Below are 19,780 nucleotides of genomic sequence, written 5' to 3'. Positions count from 1 at the left end.
GCATTATCGTATGAAATAGCCCGATGTCATGAAGCGAACGTTTTTAGGAGAATTTGAAGAACTGGTGCTGCTCACCGTGGCGGTACTCGAAGAAGAGGCCTACGGGGTGTCGGTGGCCCAGGAACTGGAAAAGAAAACCGGCCGGAGCGTCGGGTTCAGCACGGTGCATACCACGCTGCAGCGCCTCGAAGAAAAAGGGTACCTATCCTCCCAAATGGGCGGCGCCACGGCCGAGCGCGGCGGACGGCGTAAACGGTTTTTCGCCGTGACTACATTCGGAAGAAAAGCATTGCGGGAAGCGAAACAGGTGCGCGAGGAACTCTGGAATGCGCTGTCGCCGAATGCCTTACAATTAATGGGCAACTGAAATGGGACCTCGCACCTCTGCCCCCGACCCGCAGCCGCCGAAATGGGCAGGCAGGCTGCTGACCTTCCTGGGCGACCCCGAAACCGCCGAAGAACTCGCCGGCGACCTGCTCGAAATGTACGCATACTGGCTGGAAACAGGTAGTAAAGCCCGCGCAAACCGGCGTTACATCTGGAATGCATTGAAATTGATACGTCCTTTCTCGCGCCGTAAAAGGGCTAACCCATACCCTAACCCCCATTCCCTGACCCCCGCCATGATCCAGAACCATTTCACCATCGCATTCAGAAACCTTTTTAAAAGCAAGGGACATTCGCTGATCAATATATCCGGCCTGGCCGTCGGGATGTCGTGCGCGATCCTGATCTTCCTTGCCGTGCGCCACGAGACGAGCTATGACCTGCACCAGTCGCACATCGACCGCATTTATCGCGTCGAAACAGAGAATATCAAGGAAAACCAGACCTACCCCGGCACGTACACGGGCATGGCGAACGCGTTGCGTACGGATATGCCCGAGGCCGAAACCGTGGCGCCGCTCCTGAAAATCGGCGGCAGTACGATGGCCGTCGGCGAACACCGGTTCAGGGAATCTTACGTTTACGCGGATGCCGGTATTTTCAAAACATTTGATTACCAGTGGATTTCCGGCAGTCCCGCCGATGCGCTGACACAACCCAACACGATCGTGCTCACGCGCCGGTATGCGGAAAAATACTTCGGCACAACCGACGCGACCGGTAAAAACATCCGCCTGGACAACAAGCAGGACCTGACCGTAGCCGGTGTGGTGGAGGATTACCCCGCCACCAGCAGCTTTCCGTTTGATATGATCGTGTCGTTCCCGACCCTCAAAAACGTGAACCCGGACTATGACCAGAACCGCTGGAATGGCTGGAATGACAATTTTCAGGTATTTGTGTTGCTCAAAAAAGGAACCCGTCCCGAGCAGCTGATCGGGCGTTTCGCGGGGGTGGTGAAAAAATATATGGGTAAAGAAGCGCTCGACCACAAGCGCTTCAAACTCGCCCATTTATCGACTATCCATTACTCCGGCAATCTCGGCGGCCGGAGCGCGAATGTGAGCTTGCTGAAAACGCTTTCGCTGATCGGCGCACTCGTTCTGCTGATCGCCTGTTTTAATTTCATCAACCTCAGCACCGCCCAGGCATTCAAGCGGGCGAAGGAGGTGGGCATTCGCAAAGCCATCGGCAGCAACCGGCAGTCGCTTGTGTACCAGTTTCTGACGGAGGCCGGGCTTATAACCCTGCTCGCAGCGGCGGGCGCACTCATACTCAGTGTACTCGCACTCCCGTCGCTTGCGGCGGCATTGGCCATTCCGCTTACGGCGAGCGATTTGTTTACGGCGGAAACCGCTTTGTTCTCCGTCATTCTGCTGATCGTCACCACGCTGCTGGCGGGTGTGTACCCGGCCCTGCGCCTGTCGGGTATGGCACCGATATGGGCATTGAAAAACAATGTCGCCGTACAGGCAGGTCAATGGTTTTCGATGCGGCAGGGACTGGTGGTGGTGCAATTTACGGTGTCGCTCGTACTGATCAGCTGCGCGATGCTCATCAACCGCCAGCTCGATTTCTTCCGCCACGCCGACCTGGGCTTTAACCAATCGGCCATTATCACGGTGGGCCTGCCCGATAACAAGCCTGAAAAGCTGCAAGCCCTCCGCGACAATGTGCTCCGCTCGCCGCAGGTGAAGGATGCCAGTTATTCATTCAACAGCGCCTCGGCCGAAAGCAACTGGATGCAATCCATGGAGTACCGCCAGCGGCCGGAAGTAGTGCAGGTGAAAACGCAGATGAAAATGGGCGACGCGCATTTCCTGGACACCTACGGCATACGCCTGCTCGCCGGCGAACCGCTCAAAGACAGCGACACGACCCATTCTAAAATACTGGTCAACGAAATCTTCCTCGGCCGCATCGGCATTACCCAGCCTGCCCAGGCCGTCGGCGAGCGCATTTACTATGGCGACGGCGACCAGTTTGCCACGATTACAGGCGTAGTGAAAAACTTCAATGTCAACTCATTACACCAGAAAATAGACCCGACGGTCATCCAGGTTGTGCCCGATAACTATTTTCAGCTAGGCGTCAAGCTCCAAAGCGAGCGCCCGACGGCCGCATCGGTGCAGACCGCATTGAGCCACATCGAAAAAGCCTGGACAGCGGCCTTCCCCGACCAGGTTTTTGAATATAGTTTTCTCGACGAAACGCTTGCGCAGGCTTACCAGTCGGAAACACGCACGGCGCGGCTCATCGAAGTCGCCACGTTTTTCGCGGTACTGATCGCCTGCATGGGGCTTTTCGGGCTCGCCACCTTCACCGCCGAGCAGCGTACCAAGGAAATCGGCGTGCGGAAAGTGCTGGGCGCTTCGGTAGGGAGCATTATCGGCCTGCTTTCCAAAGACTTCCTGAAACTGGTCGTCATCGCCTTCCTGATCGCCTCCCCCATTGCCTGGTACGCCATGGACGTCTGGCTGGAACATTTCGAATTCAAAATCCGGATTGCCTGGTGGATGTTCCCCGCCGCCGGCATCCTCATGACCGCCATCGCCATGCTGACGGTCGGTTTCCAGAGTGTGAGGGCGGCCCGGCTCGATCCGGTAAGGAGCTTGCGGAGCGAGTGACGCGGCATTAGGCGTCGCTGGCACGCTGCTTGCGACGCCATTATCAACCATTCCGCATTCACCATATTTTCCGATATTTTATTCCGCACAAAAAAAGATTTACAATTTTTCATTTGCAGCATAGGGAAAAGTAGGCTTTAATTGTCTGGTGGAGGTAAATTCACAGCCAGCCCCTTTTCACCGACTGATGACTGCATTTCCGCTCAACGATTTTGACGAAGATTCTCCCGGCCGCGGGCAGGAGCATGCCGACGGGCCGGTACCGGCGGGCATGGTCGCCGACGATGAATGGCTGCTCAGGAGCCAGTTCAGCGCCAACCCCGAAAAGGGCTGCGAGCTGCTGTTCCGGCGGTATTATGTAAATCTCTGCAACCACGCGATCCGCTTCGTGCATTCGCGGGCGGTGGCGGAGGATATTGTTTCCGAGATCTTCACGACATTCTGGCAAAACCAGACTTTCCTGCATGTGAGCACGTCCTACCGGGCTTACCTCTATAAGGCCGTGCGTCACCGGGCTTACAATTACCTCAAATGGCAGATGCGCTTCATCGCTCCCGCCGACGCGCCGGTACACGCCTCCGAAAGCCCCAGCCCCGACGAGGCCCTGCAATATACCGAACTGCACCAGCGGATCGAGCTCATCGTGCGCGACCTGCCCGCACAATGCCGCCGCGCCTACCTGCTCAAACGCGTGGAAGGAAAAAAATACGACGAGGTTGCGGAGGAAATGAATATCAGCGCCAAGGCGGTGGAAGCACTCGTCAGCAGGGCGCTAAGCCGGATTCGAAAAGAGCTTTCGGCACACTGGGTCCTGTTCTTCACGCTATTTTTCTGTTAATCCACACTCATGAAGGAATCCGTTATACGAGCATTGCTGTTCGATTTTTTCGAAGGCAAAACCACCTCGATCCAGCGTAAAATGATCGAAGAATGGCTTGCCGAGCCTCAAAACGAGGAATTATACTATCGCTACCTCGACCAATGGGAAAGCGAGCACCCGCAATTCGCACCCGACGCCGACCACGCCCTTGCGCATTTTCAAACTATGCTGAGCGGCATCGGGGATGAACCCGTGCAGCCGATCGGCCGGGAGCCGGTCGGTCGCGTGAGCCGAAATACCTGGCTATGGACGGCCGCTGCGGCGATGATCACGATTGTGTTCGGAGTTGCGTTTCAAAAGCAGGTCCTGTACAAGTCGCTGGAATCGGCCCCGGGCCGCACAGTGTCGTACCGGCTCTCCGAAGGTACCGAAGTGCTGCTGAATGCCAATTCCAGCCTGCTCGTGCCGCGTTTCGGGTTTTCGGGCTCTACCCGCGAGGTAATCCTGGACGGTGAAGCGGAATTCAAAGTAACGCATACGGCCGGTCACGACCGCTTCGTCGTCAAAATGGGCGATCACTACCAGATCGAAGTGCTCGGTACCGAGTTCGTCGCATTCTCCCGGGCACGCGGCAAGCGGGTCTTTCTTAAAAACGGCAAGGTAAAGCTGCAACTGCCCCAGGGCAAGCAGGTGTACATGAAACCGGGCAGCCTCTTCGTTTCGGGCCGCGACGGGGCATTTAAAATGACCGCCCCGGCCGACCCCCGGCCCTACACGGCCTGGAAAGAGCAGACTTTTTACTTCGACAACACCCTGCTGTCGGACGTCGCAGCGCAGATCGAGGAACAATTCGATGTGCGGGTGCGTATACCCGACACGTTACTCGCCCAGCGCAGGATCGGCGGCATTTACAAAGCTACCCAGGCCGACGACCTGTTGCTGATCCTCTCCGACCTGATGGAAATCGAAATCACACAGAAAGAAGACCATATTGAACTGACTATTCCTAAACTTCCCTAAACCTATGTCCAATCAATTACTCTCGAAATCAGGGTTGGTATTGATGGCGCTGCTGATGGGCCGGAGTGCTTTTGCTCAGAACGTCGCGTTCGTGCAGGCCTCCCGGCTGCATCCGGCGAAGCAGAGCGGCGCCGAAACCCAAAAGCTGAAAGACGCCCTCATCGAACTTGGCAAAAAGTACCAGGTCAGCATTGTTTTCGAAGAATCCACCGTACAGGGCATTTCCATCGCCGTCCCGTCCGAATCGGGAAATGTCAAATTCGAAAAGCAGCTCGAATCGCTGCTCAGTCCCAGCCACCTGTCGTTCAAAAAATCGGGCAAGAGCACTTATCTCATTTTGAAAAAACAGAACAGGAAAACAGCATTCGAAGCCCCGAAAACGGATGCGATGTCCCAGGAGGAGGCGCTCCCCGGCACTCCTCCCCCGGCCGAGGCGGGCATTGCCGTCACGGTGGCGCAGCTCGCGGCATTACAGGTCAAAGGCAGGGTGCTCGACGGCAAGGGCGACGGCCTGCCGGGTGTGAGCATCGTCGTGAAAGGTACCAACCGCGGCGTCACCACCGACTTTGCCGGGAACTACCAGGTAATGGTGGAAGACGGGAGTGCTGCATTGATTTTCAGCTTCGTAGGCTTCGCCAGCCAGGAAGTCGTGGTCGGCAACCGCTCCACGATCGACATTGTGATGAGCGAGAATGTGAATGCATTGCAGGAGCTGGTCGTGATCGGGTATGGCGAGCAATCGCGGAAGGACCTGGTGGGTTCGGTCGGCGTGCTGAGCAGAAAAAACTTCGGCGACGTGGGCGTGAGTAACAGTTCGCAGCTTTTGCAGGGCAAGATCGCGGGGGTGCAGGTGGTGAACAACAGCGGGGTACCGGGTGCCGGCGCGCAGATCGTCGTACGCGGAACGGGCTCCTTCACGAGCGCCGCGCCCCTGTACGTGATCGACGGTATCCAGAGCGACGCCACGATGTTCAATTCGCTGAGCCCCTATGATATCGAGTACATCAGCGTATTGAAAGACGCTTCTTCCGTGGCCATTTACGGTGCGCAGGGCGCTAACGGCGTGGTGGTGGTGACGACGAGGTTGCCCAAAACCGGCAAACCGCGGGTGACCTACAATGGCTATTTCGGGCTTTCGCGGCCGTGGAAGCAGTTCGATATGCTCAATGCACAGCAATACACCGACCTCGTGAAGGAATGGTATACCAATTACGGCCAGCCCCTCCCGCCGCGCCTTGCTACCCCGGAAGCCAACATCACGCAGACCGACTGGCAAAAGGAAATGTTCCGTACCGCCAAAATGACCGAGCACCACATTAACATCGGCGGCGGCACCGAACACGTTACTTACAGTTTTTCAACCGGTTACACCAAACAGGAAAGCCAGGTGCAGGCGTTGGATTTTACCCGCGCCAACTTCCGTTTCAATCTCGAAGAATACATCGGCAAACGCATTAAACTGGGCCAGCAGCTCAATATCCGCTACCAGCTGTCGGACGGCAACACGGCCAATATCCTCAATGGCCTCCGCATGCCGCCGTACATTTCGGTGCTCGACCCGACCAACACGCTCGGCGGCTACGGCATCGCCACGAGCGCCAAAGACGGCAACGACTCGCAGAACCCGCTCATTATCCCCAATTTATACGACACCAAGAACCGCAACCTGAACAATTACCTGCAATTGTACGGCGAGCTCGACATTATCGAAGGGCTGCGCTTCCGCACGCAGTTCGGGGGGACCTACAATTTCAGCCAAAACTACTCCTATAACCCCACTTATGCCGGTAACCAGCTCGTAACCCAAAGCCAGATCTCGGAGGGGTATGGCTATAACCTGAGTTATATTCTGGAAAACTATTTTACCTATAACAAACAATTCAAAGACCACGGCATTACCATCACGGCCGGTAACTCCTACCGCGACGGGCATTTGTCGCGCTCGGTAAACCTCGTCGGCAGCAACTTCGCCAATACCGAAATCCACCAGATCGGCGTGGCGAAAACGGTGAATTTCAGTTCGGGCGCGGCCAATTCCAACTCGCGCTTCATCTCCTATTTTGCCCGCGTGAACTACAATTTCAAAGAAAAATACATCCTGACGCTCACCGGCCGACGCGATGCTACGTCACTTTTTGCCAAAGACAACCGGGTAGGCTATTTCCCGTCGGCGGGCCTCGGCTGGCGCATTTCCGACGAAGCGTTCATGAAAAATATCCCCTTCATCTCCGACCTGAAACTGCGTACGAGCTGGGGAAAAACCGGTAATTCGAATATCAACGGGTTTTCCTACCAGTCGACGGTCTGGACAGGTTCCGGCAACAGCGTCACTTACCCGCTCGGCCCGAACGAAACCCTCGTCAACGGTGCCACCGTGGCCATTCCATCCACCCCGAATCTGAAATGGGAGGAAACCTCGACGATCGACGTCGGCCTGGACGCGACGTTCTTTCATAACCGTTTCAGCGTGAGCGCGGGCTATTATAACCGTAAAAACAAAGACCTGCTCGTGGAAGTACCGGTGGCCCTCTCGACCGGCTACGGGGGCGTGAGCGGCGCATCGGCGAGCCAGCTGATCAATGCGGCCTCGGCGTTTAACAAGGGTTTTGAGCTGACATTGGGCTATAACGGCACTTCCAAAGACCTGCGGTACAGCATCAATGTGAACGGGGCCTATAACAAAAACCAGGTAACTTCGCTGGGAACGCAGGGCGCGGTACCCATTATCGCGGGCGCATTCTACTCGGTACCCGCCATGTCGCGCACGGAAGTGGGCCAGCCGATCGGCGCATTTTACGGTTATAAATACGACCACGTAGCGATCGACAATGCCGATATCGAGAAATACAATGCATTGGCGCGCCAGAAATCGGGCGATCCGAATGCGGTGTACCAGGCGGGCCTGCTTCCCGGCGACCGCATTTTCGAAGATATCGACGGCGACGGCCAGGTTACCTTCGCCGACCAGACTTTCCTTGGCAGTCCTATCCCGAAGCTGACCTACGGCGTGGATATCAACCTGAATTACAAGAACTTCGATTTCATGGCCACCTTGCAGGGCGTGGCCGGCGTGCAGATCATTAACGGTACCAAGTACTACCTCGAAGGCGTCGCATTGCCTTTCAATACCAAAACCACCGTACTAAACCGCTGGCAAAACCCGGGCGATATGACCGACATCGCCCGCGCCGGACAGAACTACGGTACCGCCGCCAACCTGCGCAACTCGTCGTGGTATGTCGAAAACGGCCCGTATGCCCGCTTCCGCAATGTGACGCTCGGTTATACCGTGCCGGGGGCGAAGATCAAACCATCGACAGGCGACATTATTTCCAGCCTGCGTGTGTACGTGACGGCCCAGAACCTGTTCACATTCACCGGGTATTCGGGTTATGACCCGGAGGTGACCGGTAGCGGCGATTTCATCTTCGGGCGCGGCATCGATACCGGCCAGGTGCCGCAGCCGCGCACATTCATGCTCGGGCTTCAACTCGGCTTCTAGATCAACATTTTAAGCTTCTCTAAACAGAAAGACATGAAAAGGATAAAGCTATTTCTGTGTACGGCAATGCTCCTGACCGCTTGCAGCGACAGCCTGCTCGACGTGAAGAACGAGAATACCTACACGGATGAAACCTATTTCAAAACCAAAACACAGTTCAACGAAGCCATTATCGCCACCTACACGGTGTTCAGCCACATGGGCATGATGTCGCGCGAGTGGTACTTTATTTTCGACCTGCTCGCGAACGAGGCCGAGCGATCGAGCGCACTCGTGGGTACGGAGCTGCAATTGACGGATTACAGTTTCACCAACAACAATGAAGATATCGTCGCATTGTGGTCGTCGCTGTACCGCATGGTTTTCCGGGCCAATCTCGCATTGAAAGTAATGGAAACCTGGACGCCGGCCGACGCGTCGGAAGAAACATTGAAAAAGCAATACATTGCCGAAGCGCATTGGCTGCGCGGATTTGCTTATTTCAATCTCGTGACCAACTGGGGCCGCGTGCCATTGAAAATGACTTATGACGAATCCAAAGTCAACGCAACACCGCGTGCCTCGGTGGAAGAAATCTGGAAAGTGGTGGAAAGCGAATTTTCCCTCGCCATCCCCGACCTGCCTGTGCAATATCCCGCCGACCAGCTCGGCCGGGCCACCAAAGGTGCCGCGATCGGCTTCCTGGGCCGTACCTATTTATTCCAAAAGAAATACGACCAGGCCATTACCGAGCTCACCAAACTGACCGCCGCACCTTTCACCTACGCGTTGGACCCCAGCTACGATCATCTGTTTGGGGAAGACAATATCAATACGCCCGAGGTGCTTTTTGCCGTAAACCACACTTATACCACTTCCAACACGCAGTACTACATGTTCGGCGGCTGGGAAGGCGAGGACGGCAAGACATTCCACACCGGACGCGCGCAGGAATACGGCTTCAACGACTGGGAAAACGTAACGATTTCGAATGCGTTGGTCGCCGCACACAAATATAACGACCCGGCTACCGGTGCCGCGGGCTACATCGATCCCCGCGCCGCACTGACTTTCTACGGCAGCGCGACGAATGGCGGCGATACCGAGTACTGCGACCATTGTGCCGCCGGGCCCATTCCTTTCCCGTTCGATTTTTACAGCAATCGTTACCGCAAATACGAGCCTTACGAATTTCAGAAATACACCGAGGCGCCGATGAGCGGCATTAACACGCACGTTATGCGCTACGCGGATGTGCTCCTCATGCTCGCGGAAAGCCATATTGAAAAAGGCGGCGCGGATATTGCGAAGGGCATTGGTTACATGAACCAGGTCCGTAACCGCCCGAGCGTCATGGCCAAAAATTACCCGACCACACTGGCCCAGGCCGACGCGCGCACCGCACTGCGCCGCGAAAGGCGGATCGAGCTGGCGGGAGAGCAATCGCGGTGGTTCGACCTCAACCGCTGGGGCATTGCCAAGGAAACACTCAATGCCGAACACCCGGCAGGTCCCGGCCAGGAGCCGTTTCTCGATAAGCACGTATTGCTTCCGATCCCGATCGCGGAACGTAATTCCAACCAGGCGCTCGGGGCGGATATCGCCAACGACTGGAACTAGCAGAACCACGGTGTTGAACCCGGCGGCATGCATCGGACAGATTGCATGCCGCCGCTGCTTACAGCATAGTAAAACGGACGTTTTCGGGACTTTTGTAACCCAAATGCACCCGCGCGTTGCTTCATCCCTGACCCTTTATTCGAGAAAACCCTTTTATGATTGGAATTGACAAATTTCGAAAACGACGCTTGCACAAAAACCTGGTCGTCATACCCGCTATTGCCGCATTCGCGGGGCTTGCCGCCTACCAGACCCGCAGCACCGAAGACCGTTCGTGGAGCGTTTACAAAGCCGACGCCGCGAGTACGAGCTACTCGGGTCTCGACCAGATCAATGCATCCAATGTGAGCCAGCTGCAACCCGCCTGGACGCACGAGTATAGGGACATGAAAGAAGGCAGCCGCGGCGGGAGCAGTGAATGCAACCCGATCATCGTCGATGGTGTGATGTACACCACTTCCGCCAAACACTGGGCCTATGCCATCGATGCCCAAACGGGAAGGGAGCTCTGGCAATTCGACCCGTTCGACGGGGCGGAAGGCGGCGGGGTGAGCCGCGGCGTGACGTACTGGGAAGGCACCACGCCCTCCGGCGAACCCGACAGGCGCATTCTCTTCACAGGCGGCGACAACCTCTTCGCGCTCGACGCCAAAACGGGCAAGCCCATCCCGACATTCGGCAAAAACGGCCGCGTGAGCATGAATGTCGGCCTGCGCGACGACCCGGAGACGATTTCCGTCATCCCGACGTCACCCGGCATTGTTTTCAAGGATTTACTGATCATGGGGGCCGAAGTTTCGGAACTATATGGTGCCCAGCCCGGCTATATCCGTGCTTACAATTGCAAAACCGGCAAGCTCGAATGGACATTTCACACCATTCCCCTGCCTGGCGAGCCCGGCTACGAAACCTGGCCGAAGGATGCCTACAAATATGCCGGCGGCGTGAACGACTGGGCCGGCATGAGCATCGATTTGAAACGCGGGATCGTATTTCTCGCCACCGGCTCGCCTTCCTATGACTTCTACGGGGCCGACCGCAAGGGCGATAACCTCTACGGCAACAGCGTGGTGGCCCTCGACGCCGCCACGGGCAAATACATATGGCATTATCAGCTCGTACACCACGATTTGTGGGATTACGACCTCCCCGCCCCGCCGAACCTGGTCACCGTAAACCGCGACGGCAAACAAATCGACGCCGTGGCGCAGGTTACCAAGCACGGGTTCGTATTTGTGTTCAACCGCGAAACGGGCGAGCCGCTCTTCCCGATCGAAGAACGCAAAGTCCCGGCCTCCAACATTCCCGGCGAATATGCCTCGCCTACCCAGCCGTTCCCACTGAAACCCAAGCCATTTGCCCGCCAATGGATGACCGAGGCCGATCTCACGCATTACACCGACGCGGGGCACGATTCGATCGTGAAAAAATTCCGTTCGATGCGCTATGAAGGCCTGTTCACCCCACCCGACCTGAAAGGCACGCTAATGCTCCCAGGCACACGCGGCGGGGCAGAATGGGGCGGTGCGGCCTATGACCCGGCTTCGACGGTGCTTTTTGTAAAATCCAATGATTCGCCGGAAATACAGTCGATGAAAAAGGTGGACCTGGAACAGGAAGCCAAAGACCAAACGGTATACGATCAGGGAAAAACACTGTACATGACCTATTGCGTAGCCTGCCACGGCAAGGACAAAAACGGCGACGAGCCTAATTATCCGTCGCTCATCGGCCTGCGCAACCGCATGACGCGCGAGGCGGCTTTGGACAAGATCAAAAAAGGCGGCGGTAAAATGCCCGCATTCGCTTCGGCCATCAAGGGAAAGGAAAAAGGCATGATCGCGTTCCTCTTCGACCGCCCGCAAAACTCGGCGAAAGTGACCAAGCAGGAAACCGGGCAAACTCAAAAAGGCGCCGACAAATACCTGAACCTTACCGCATACGGCCATTTCCGCGACCCGCAGGGGAACCCGGCATTGCGCCCGCCCTGGGGTACGCTCCATGCGATCAACCTCAGCACGGGTGAATACGAATGGCAGGTGACGCTCGGCAACGACGAAAAACGCCAGCCAGAAGGTGCTCCCGAAACCGGCCAGGAAGGCTCAGCCGGCCCGATCGTCACGGCGGGCGGGCTGATCTTCATCAGCGGTACCCAGGACCGCCAGCTCCGCGCATTCGATAAAAAGACAGGCAAACTTCTCTGGCAGACGCAGCTCCCGGGTATAGCCAACGCCACCGCCTGCACCTACATGAGCGGTGGCAAACAGTACGTGGCGTTGTCGGTAGGCGGGACGAAAGAGAACCCGTCAGGCTCGGTAATGGCGTTCCGGCTGCCATAATGATACAGGCCGGGCACGCATTTATCTGCTGATCAACAGCTTTTTAACCTCGGAACCAATGACGACGGTGTAAAGACCGGAAGGCAATCGGCTAATGCTAACCGGCTCTTTATCCGACACTTCGCGTTTCAAAACCGTCCTTCCATTGGGATCTACGATTGAAATGCGCTGCCTGGTAAGCATGCCGGAAATGGTCAGGAAATCCTGTGCGGGGTTAGGAAAAATTTTGAGGACCGCCGCGTCGCTCTTCAAGGCGATCACCCGCGAAAATTCAGATTTCCCGTCGTGGTCGAGCTGCTTCAACCGGTAATAGGTAACTGCAAACGGGTTCAGATCGGTGAAATGATAGGTTTTGTCGTCTTCCGTATCGCCGTTGCCATCTACAAAGCCGATATTCTCGAAAGTCCGCGCATCGGCGCTGCGCTGGATTTCGAATCCTTTGTTATTGGTTTCCGACGTAGTTTTCCATTCCAGTTTGCTGCGGCCGTTCTCATGAAAGCCGTCAAAGCTCACCAGCGTGACAGGCAGGCGCGTAATCGTGTAGCTGACGCTCTGGAGGTTCAGCTTCGTGAGCACTTTGTTCGTGATCACGACGTGATACCGAGCCTCGTCATTCGCCTGAAAATTCGGGTTGCCGACATTGGTAGCCTGTAAAATTCCATTTTTGTACCAGTAATATGTGTTATTGGCGGGCGTTCCTCCCACATTGACCGACAGCATCGCCGGTGGGCCGGACGTCTGGCTCGCTTTCACGCCATTGGTATACATCGCCACATCCGACTGCCAGAAATACCCGTCGAGCTTCGCCAGGTTCTCTTCCAATCCGGCGTAAGTGAATGCATTGAATACCAGGTTGATCTTCAAATTGGCCGGAGAAGCAGAGAAATTCGGCAAGGGACCCGTGAGGCGGTTCATTAATAAACTGAGATTTACCAGATTGGGAAGGTTGGTCAGCTCAGCAGGGACAACGCCGGAGAACTCATTTTGTCCCAGGTTTAAATTACGAAGGCTGGGAATCTGGCCCAAAAAGCCAGGAATACTGCCTGAAAAATTGTTCCCGCTCAAATTCAATTCCGTAAGATTCGTCAGGTTTGTCAAACTGGACGGTATCGGCCCCACCAGGCCGCTGTTGATGAACTGCAAATAGGTCAGGTTAGTCAGATTCCCAATTTCCGCAGGGATCGTCCGCGGCTGGCCTACCATGTAGTGGCCCTCGATGGCAAGGCGCGTGAGTTTTGAAAGGTTGCCAATGCCGGCAGGGAGGTTGCCTGTCAATGCGCCCAGTTCCAGTGTTTCCAGGTTGCTCAACGTCCCGATCTGATCGGTAATGGGTGTGGTAAACACCAGGCCGCCCAGCTTCAAATGCTTGATTTTCGTCCATTGATAGATGGCCTCCGGAAACTGGGTGTTACTGAACCTCCAGGGGCCATAATCCCCCAGCGTGCAGCTTTCCAGGTTGACAAGGTTTCCAAATGCCGCCGGGTAGTTTCCGCGCGTATCCATGATCAGCTCTTTCAGATTGATCAGGTTTCCGATCACGGCCACATTGGTCCATTCAAACACATTACCGCTGAGATTCAGGTATTCCAGGTTCGTGAGGTTGCCTAATGTCAAGGGAATTTCCCCCACGAGGTGGGACATTTCTTCGCCCGATCCCTGTACATTCAGGTAAGTCAGTGCCGAGAGGTTACCAATTTCAGGTGCGATCGGTCCCTGCATTTCCGCGTTACTGAAATCGAGGCGCGTCACGCGGCCGCCCGTACACGTCACGCCCGACCATCCGCACGGATTATCCCCCGGCGCTCCCGGCACGACCCAATCGCTCAGGTCGTTATAATATTCACCGCCGCCGCCGGCGGCTGTCGCATTATAGATAGCTACCAGCGCGAGCCGGTCGCTTTCGAGTGTTCCCTGGCCAAACAGCTGGATCGAGCAAAAGCAAAGCAATGCAAGCAGACATTTTTTCATAGCGTCGTCAGAAGAGTTGAAAGAAAATGCATCAGGAACGTCGAGCGGGTGCCAGCAGAAGAACGGTGCCGGCTATACTTTTTTGGGATACCTATATACAAAGTTAACAGAATACACGGCAAATCGCGTATCGGTTACAAAAATTTAACAGCAGAAAACCTGAACTGTCGCGCAGGGCGCGGGAGCGGACATAAAAAACCCTCAGAACGATCGTTCATCGGGTTTCGCATGGGCATTATTTGAATAAATCCCCTTTTACTCATTTCAAAATTAGCGTTTCCCAAACATTGCCCCATTGTAAATTAAGGCTATTCTTTATGGCCCGGCGCGGGCAAAACGATCAGGGAAGTTTGTAAAAAAGCCCGTGGGAAAACCCCGAACATCTTTTTAAATGCATTACTGAAATGCGCCTGATCCGTAAACCCGAATTTCTCCACCGCTTCGCCCAGCGTCATATCGCCCGTCGCGATGGCATGCACGGACTTTTTCAGGCGCTGCCAGATAATGTATTGAGTGAAAGGAAGCCCCACCTGCTCGGTAAACAGGTGACGGAAACGGTGCGGCGACAGGTAGGCCAGGTTCGCAACTTCCGATAGCTCAATGTTTTTCGTCAGGTTGCTGTCGATGTATGCCACTACCCGTTCCATGCGGTCGTCCATCGTCCTCGCCTGGGAGCGCTGCACTTTTTCGAATATCCGCATGAAGAAAGTCTGCACACGCCGGGCCACCTCCCGGGGCTCCATTTGCTCCACGCCGACGGGCATTATCGCATCGATTTCCCCCAGCGCGATAACCTCCTCGATCACGCAAAACTCCCTTCCCGACAGCTGCAACCGCAGGTCGCGGCCCCATCGGCTCGCTGGCTCGATGAGACTGATAAACAGGATGGTACCCTCGCAAATGCAGCGATGCCGCACATTGCGATCGATAATAAAACCCCTGACCCCTTTTTGGGAAAGGCCATTAATTTCCAAGTCAATTGTACTACCCAAACCCACTGCGATCTTGACGCCATACCTGTTCTGCGTTTGCACAGCGTGATTCAGTGATTGGACAATATAAGAGATACTACAATCCCGCAATTCCCTGGACAGGGAATCAGCAGAAACAGATAATTTCATAAACGCGCTAACCCGGTTCTTTCAAAATGTTTAATTCATGTTGGGCGTGGTTTCGGTCCGAAACCGACAGTGCGAGTAAAAGGGAACGCTAAAATGAGACAAACGTCCCTCCCCGACAACCTTTTGAGAGAAGAAAACCGGCGTTTAATGAAATATTAGCCCCAATTTACAAGTCACCGCTATTCAACACGGATTCTTCCACATCCCGGTCATCCTCCACCACCACCCGGCATTCCGTCAGAAATGTGGAAGGGTTTAATCCGAAAATGTTCTTGAATGCCTTGTGAAAATGCGAGAGGTCGGTAAACTGGTATTCGGCAGCGACCCTGGACAGCGACTCGCCCGTTTCCAGGACGGTTTTGAGTGTGCCGCGCAGGCGCTGCCATAAAATGTACCTGGACAATGGGATGCCTGTTTCACTGGCAAACAAATGGCGGGTGCGGTGGAAGGACAAATGCGTGAGGTTCAGAATATCCTCGTTCGTAATGTCCGATTTAAGATTTTGGCCTACATAATCGATAATGCGGCTCACGCGCGGATCGAGCATGCCCGACGCCTCGATTTCAAGGCCCGTTATCGTATACATCAGTTGGAAAATATGCGGGATCAGATCGATATCGCCCAGTTCGGCGTGGTCGACCGGCAGAATATGCCCCAGTTTCCCGACATCCATAATTTCTTCGAAACGGACGAATACGCGTCCGTTCAGTATTTCCCTGATTTTGTTTCCCCAGGGACTTTGCGGTTCAATCAGGATGCTGAGGACGGGCCCGTCGGGAGAAATACATTTGTGAGAGGCATTGCTATTCATAATAAAGCCTCTCATGGCTTCGTAATCGGAATCGTCTACGCGGCATTCGATTTTGTGATCGAGACTTACGGCTACCTTGTAGCAGTAGTGCTTGTGAGCGATCATGGTTTTGATACTGGTAATGTAGGGCAGGCACACGTGCCAGAGCCTCTCTATGGCATCATCAGGTATGTACATATCGCATTGTGGTTTGGGTCTGTTGTGATCCGACACAGCAATTATTATACCCGGATGCGCCCGGCAACTTAGCCTCAATTTACAACCATAGTTACTGCACGAACGTTGAATTTTGCTCCCGGCGCCAATGATGTATCAGAAAAGTCCTTTATGCCGACTGAAAAACAGGAACTTGTAGTCAAATCAATCGTTGCGGAAATCGCAGAATCAGAAAATACCGGTAAGCAATTCCTCATTTATACCTTACCCACGGCAGAGTTCGATCGTCCAGTGGCCGAACGCCTGATAGCCACCCTGAGGGAACTTGGCTACCACGTTACTTATTTCTCCATGCCCGACAGGGAGTCGCATATGGCCCTGGAACTCTACATATGCTGGACGGAAGCTGCCAGGCAGGACGGGATACGGCGGGGTTATCAGTTCGGTCCCTTGTAATTTGAGGCTATTCTCTTTGATGCCGCAGGCGTTTGGGGCACCTGCGGCATGTCATTTGTACTGGAAGGTTAGTCTCAGCAAGCCGGAAACCTTCGCAGGACCGGCGGCGGGAGATTTAACAGGAAAAAAAATGACCACACCAGACCTCACGAGAATCAATGTCGTTTACTACACCCATCCGTTATGCCCGGTAAGCTTTCAAATGCAGGATGCCTGGCGGGAATTCGTTTCGACGTTCGGCGATGTTATCAATTACAAATTTTGCATTTCCGCGCAGAATAACGCGTTCGGCGCCGCCGGCGAACCGTCCGGTACCAAAGCGGCCCAGGCGGTCAAGGCGGCCTCGCTTCAATCGCAGGTGGCAGCGGACCTCTACCTGGACATACTCCGCAAAGCGGCGCTCACCGAAGGCAGGGACATTTCCGAGCCACAACTGCTCGTAGACCTGGCAAGGCAAATCAGCCGGAACCATCGTAAAGTGCTCGATTTACATAGATTCGGTAGCGATTTCGGCAGCCCTTCCACGCGCCGCGCATTGCAAAGCGACGAGGTCAAGATCCGCGTCAATCAGATCGTATGCTGTCCGACGATCACATTCACCACCGAGGGCCGGGGTATCAAGGCTACCGGGCTGCTGACGTATCATCAGCTGGTTCAAATGCTGAAAAAGATGATTGCGCCGCCATCGGTATATCTTTCAAACTGAATATCAGTGAAATCAGCGTGCCGTTGCTGCCGTCGATCGACAGCTCCCCGCCTATTTCGTTCGCCAGGCCGACCATAAGCCGCATTCCGAGCGATTTCGCCTCCCATACATTCACGTCGGCCGGCAAGCCCACGCCGTCGTCCCGGATCGTCAGGCTGACCGTACCAGTCGAAAGCTGGCGGAATACGATCACCAGCTGCCCGTCCCGATGACCAGGAAATGCATATTTGATCGCATTGGTTACGGCTTCGTTGACGATCAGCCCCACGGGAATGGCGTAGGAAACATCCAGGCTGATCTCGTCGATGCGCGTGGAAATGAACACCTTACCCCGCGTACCGAAACTTTCGTTCAGGTAACCTGCCAGTTCCTCGATGTACACCTGCATATTGATGGTCGAGGAATTTTCGACCAGGTACAGCTTCTGATGAATGAGCGACATGGCAAAAACCCGGTGCTGGCTGTCCAGTACCGCTTCCAGGGCGCCATCTTTGAGGTACAATGCCTGGCTTTCGAGCAGGCTGATGATCGTTTGCAGGTTGTTTTTGACCCGGTGGTGAATTTCCTTCACCAGCCAGTCCTTTTCCCGCACGAGCTGTTCCAGTTTGGTATTCTTTCCGGCAATAATGGCGCTGTTCTTCCGGTTGGCCGCCCAGCGGCTGTAAAGCGCTGCCAGCAGCAGTACCAGCACCGCCACGGCAAATATGGTGATATTGCGGATGGTGTCGGCACGTTGCAGCAGCGCCGTTTGTGCCTTGTTGTCCCGTGTAAGCAGCTGGATATTATCCGACTTCAATTTGATTTCGTCGTTCTTCTTTTCCAGTTGATAGCGCACGGTGAGCGTTTGCAATTCGCTTCGCGTATTATTGGCGGCCAGCGAGTCGCTCATCACCTTAAATTTCTTATAGTTATTAAATGCAGACAAAAAATTACCACTGATGGAATCGAGCATATACGCGCTGCGGTAAACAGCCTGTAATCTTCTGATGTCCTCGACGCGCTCGGCCAGGACGGTTTCTTTTTCCAGAAAACCGCGGGCGGTTTTGAAGTCCCGTAATTGGAAATAATATTCAAATGCGGCCCGATAGACGTATATATTTTCAGGGTCGTTCAGCTGATTCGTCTTTTGAAACAGGAATAGCCTGTCCAGGAAAAACTTTGCCCGCTCGGTATTCCCTACCAGCAGGTAAGTCTTGCAGATCTCGGAATAAATAACCGCCCTGAAAATTTCCGTCGGGCCCGCCGTCAATGCACGGTCCAGATCGGGCAGCATGGTGCCGATGAGCTTTTTATTTCTCACCAAAATCTTATTGATAATATTGGAAGTCAAATAAATCACCCCATCCTGGTACTTGTTGGCGATCGCGTTGGCGAGACCTTTCCGAAAAAAAATCAACGCATTTTCCAGGTCGCCGAGATAGTAGTAGGTCATCCCGATGCGGTTGTAAATGGTACACAACGTAATGCTCGAATCGCCCAGCGACAATGCGATACGCTCTGCATCCAGGCCGTATTGCAGTCCTTTCCGATAGTCGCCGCTTACGGTATGGGCGATATTGAGCGTGCTGTAAAGGTATTGCACCCGCTTGAAATGCGCCTCTTTATACAGTTGCGCGGCTTGCGTGAGATAGTCGATGCCCTCGAGGGTCTTGCCGTCGTTGCCGTACAAATCCCCCAGTTCCTGCAAAGCGTCCGCTTGCCGGCGCTTGTCCCCCGCCTTTTTAAATACATCGCGCGCATCCGTAACCAGTTGAATGCGTTTTGTGAGTTCATCGCCCGAAATCTGGAAATAGTGCCTTTTTTCCATCAATGCGCTCCCCTCGCCCGTCAGCTCGCCCGCCTGCCGGAACTTCGCGATCGCCTCGTCGAGCGTTTTCAAAGCCGCTGCCCGGTCGCCGCCTTCCCGCTGTATTTGCGACAACAGGAATAGCGATGCGGCCTGCAAACTATCGGCAGGCAGCTTCCCGGCCACGCCCGCCGCCGCGGAGCAATAGGCATTCGCCGCCTTCAGGTCGTTGGGCCGTTCGCCCGGTTTGAGCAAAAAATGGAAACCGATCGCCAGCAGGGCATTCCCCCGTTCCAGGGGCGAGGTCGCATGGCGAAACTGCGATTGGTACAAGGCAAGGTCGCGGTACTCGTCCTGCGCGGCAGCGTAACCAGCTACCAGGACGCACACCAGTAGCAAGGCTGCGGAGAAGTTTTTCATAGGTTGCGAGCAGGACGTATTGACGTATTAAGATAGGCAATGCAACGGCATATGCCAAATGT

The 19,780-nt window shown here is 54.9% G+C and carries 13 protein-coding genes; 9 read left to right on the top strand and 4 right to left on the bottom strand.

What is annotated here, in order from left to right:
- The first annotated feature begins 28 nt into the window (after positions 1-28).
- From H144_RS0114265 to H144_RS0114235, 7 genes are all read left to right on the top strand, one after another.
- Positions 29-367, top strand: coding sequence for a PadR family transcriptional regulator (locus tag H144_RS0114265; RefSeq protein ID WP_019942753.1), 339 nt, complete (start codon positions 29-31; stop codon positions 365-367).
- Position 368: 1 nt separating this feature from the next.
- Positions 369-3,014, top strand: coding sequence for an ABC transporter permease (locus H144_RS0114260; protein ID WP_019942752.1), 2,646 nt, complete (start codon positions 369-371; stop codon positions 3,012-3,014).
- Between the two features lie 187 nt (positions 3,015-3,201).
- Positions 3,202-3,852, top strand: a complete 651-nt coding sequence (locus H144_RS0114255; RefSeq protein ID WP_019942751.1) for an RNA polymerase sigma-70 factor — start codon at positions 3,202-3,204, stop codon at positions 3,850-3,852.
- A gap of 9 nt (positions 3,853-3,861) precedes the next feature.
- On the top strand, positions 3,862-4,854 hold the full coding sequence (locus H144_RS0114250) for a FecR family protein (protein ID WP_019942750.1): 993 nt from the start codon (positions 3,862-3,864) through the stop codon (positions 4,852-4,854).
- Positions 4,855-4,858: 4 nt separating this feature from the next.
- A complete protein-coding gene (locus tag H144_RS31850) occupies positions 4,859-8,356 on the top strand; it encodes a SusC/RagA family TonB-linked outer membrane protein (RefSeq protein WP_084599956.1) in 3,498 nt (1,165 codons plus the stop codon).
- A 33-nt stretch (positions 8,357-8,389) separates the two neighbouring features.
- The gene (locus H144_RS0114240) at positions 8,390-9,955 is read left to right on the top strand and encodes a RagB/SusD family nutrient uptake outer membrane protein (RefSeq protein ID WP_026350691.1); all 1,566 of its coding nucleotides are present in this window, start codon (positions 8,390-8,392) and stop codon (positions 9,953-9,955) included.
- Between the two features lie 188 nt (positions 9,956-10,143).
- Positions 10,144-12,294 carry an outer membrane protein assembly factor BamB family protein gene (locus tag H144_RS0114235; protein WP_019942747.1) on the top strand — a complete coding sequence of 717 codons (2,151 nt, stop codon included), beginning with the start codon at positions 10,144-10,146 and terminating at the stop codon, positions 12,292-12,294.
- A gap of 21 nt (positions 12,295-12,315) precedes the next feature.
- Here H144_RS0114235 and H144_RS33280 read toward each other — a convergent pair whose 3' ends face one another.
- The 3 genes from H144_RS33280 to H144_RS0114220 all read right to left on the bottom strand — a co-directional run bounded on the left by H144_RS33280 (position 12,316) and on the right by H144_RS0114220 (position 16,371).
- Positions 12,316-14,262 carry a T9SS type A sorting domain-containing protein gene (locus H144_RS33280; protein WP_019942746.1) on the bottom strand — a complete coding sequence of 649 codons (1,947 nt, stop codon included), beginning with the start codon at positions 14,260-14,262 and terminating at the stop codon, positions 12,316-12,318.
- A gap of 308 nt (positions 14,263-14,570) precedes the next feature.
- The gene (locus tag H144_RS33275; RefSeq protein WP_169409394.1) at positions 14,571-15,296 is read right to left on the bottom strand and encodes a helix-turn-helix domain-containing protein; all 726 of its coding nucleotides are present in this window, start codon (positions 15,294-15,296) and stop codon (positions 14,571-14,573) included.
- A gap of 253 nt (positions 15,297-15,549) precedes the next feature.
- Positions 15,550-16,371, bottom strand: a complete 822-nt coding sequence (locus H144_RS0114220; protein WP_084599954.1) for a helix-turn-helix transcriptional regulator — start codon at positions 16,369-16,371, stop codon at positions 15,550-15,552.
- Between the two features lie 105 nt (positions 16,372-16,476).
- Here H144_RS0114220 and H144_RS0114215 point away from each other — a divergent pair, with 105 nt between their 5' ends.
- Positions 16,477-16,806, top strand: coding sequence for a hypothetical protein (locus tag H144_RS0114215; RefSeq protein ID WP_019942743.1), 330 nt, complete (start codon positions 16,477-16,479; stop codon positions 16,804-16,806).
- A gap of 130 nt (positions 16,807-16,936) precedes the next feature.
- Positions 16,937-17,512: a DsbA family oxidoreductase gene (locus H144_RS0114210; RefSeq protein ID WP_169409393.1), complete on the top strand. Its 576-nt coding sequence runs from the start codon at positions 16,937-16,939 to the stop codon at positions 17,510-17,512.
- Here H144_RS0114210 and H144_RS0114205 read toward each other — a convergent pair.
- The gene (locus H144_RS0114205; protein ID WP_019942741.1) at positions 17,430-19,718 is read right to left on the bottom strand and encodes a sensor histidine kinase; all 2,289 of its coding nucleotides are present in this window, start codon (positions 19,716-19,718) and stop codon (positions 17,430-17,432) included. The two genes, H144_RS0114210 and H144_RS0114205, sit on opposite strands and share 83 nt — an antisense overlap.
- Positions 19,719-19,780 lie beyond the last annotated feature (62 nt).

Origin of the sequence: Dyadobacter beijingensis DSM 21582 (assembly GCF_000382205.1) — a bacterium.
In the GTDB taxonomy this organism is placed as follows: Bacteria; Bacteroidota; Bacteroidia; order Cytophagales; family Spirosomataceae; genus Dyadobacter; species Dyadobacter beijingensis.
This window is presented reverse-complemented; position numbering and strand designations above follow the sequence as displayed.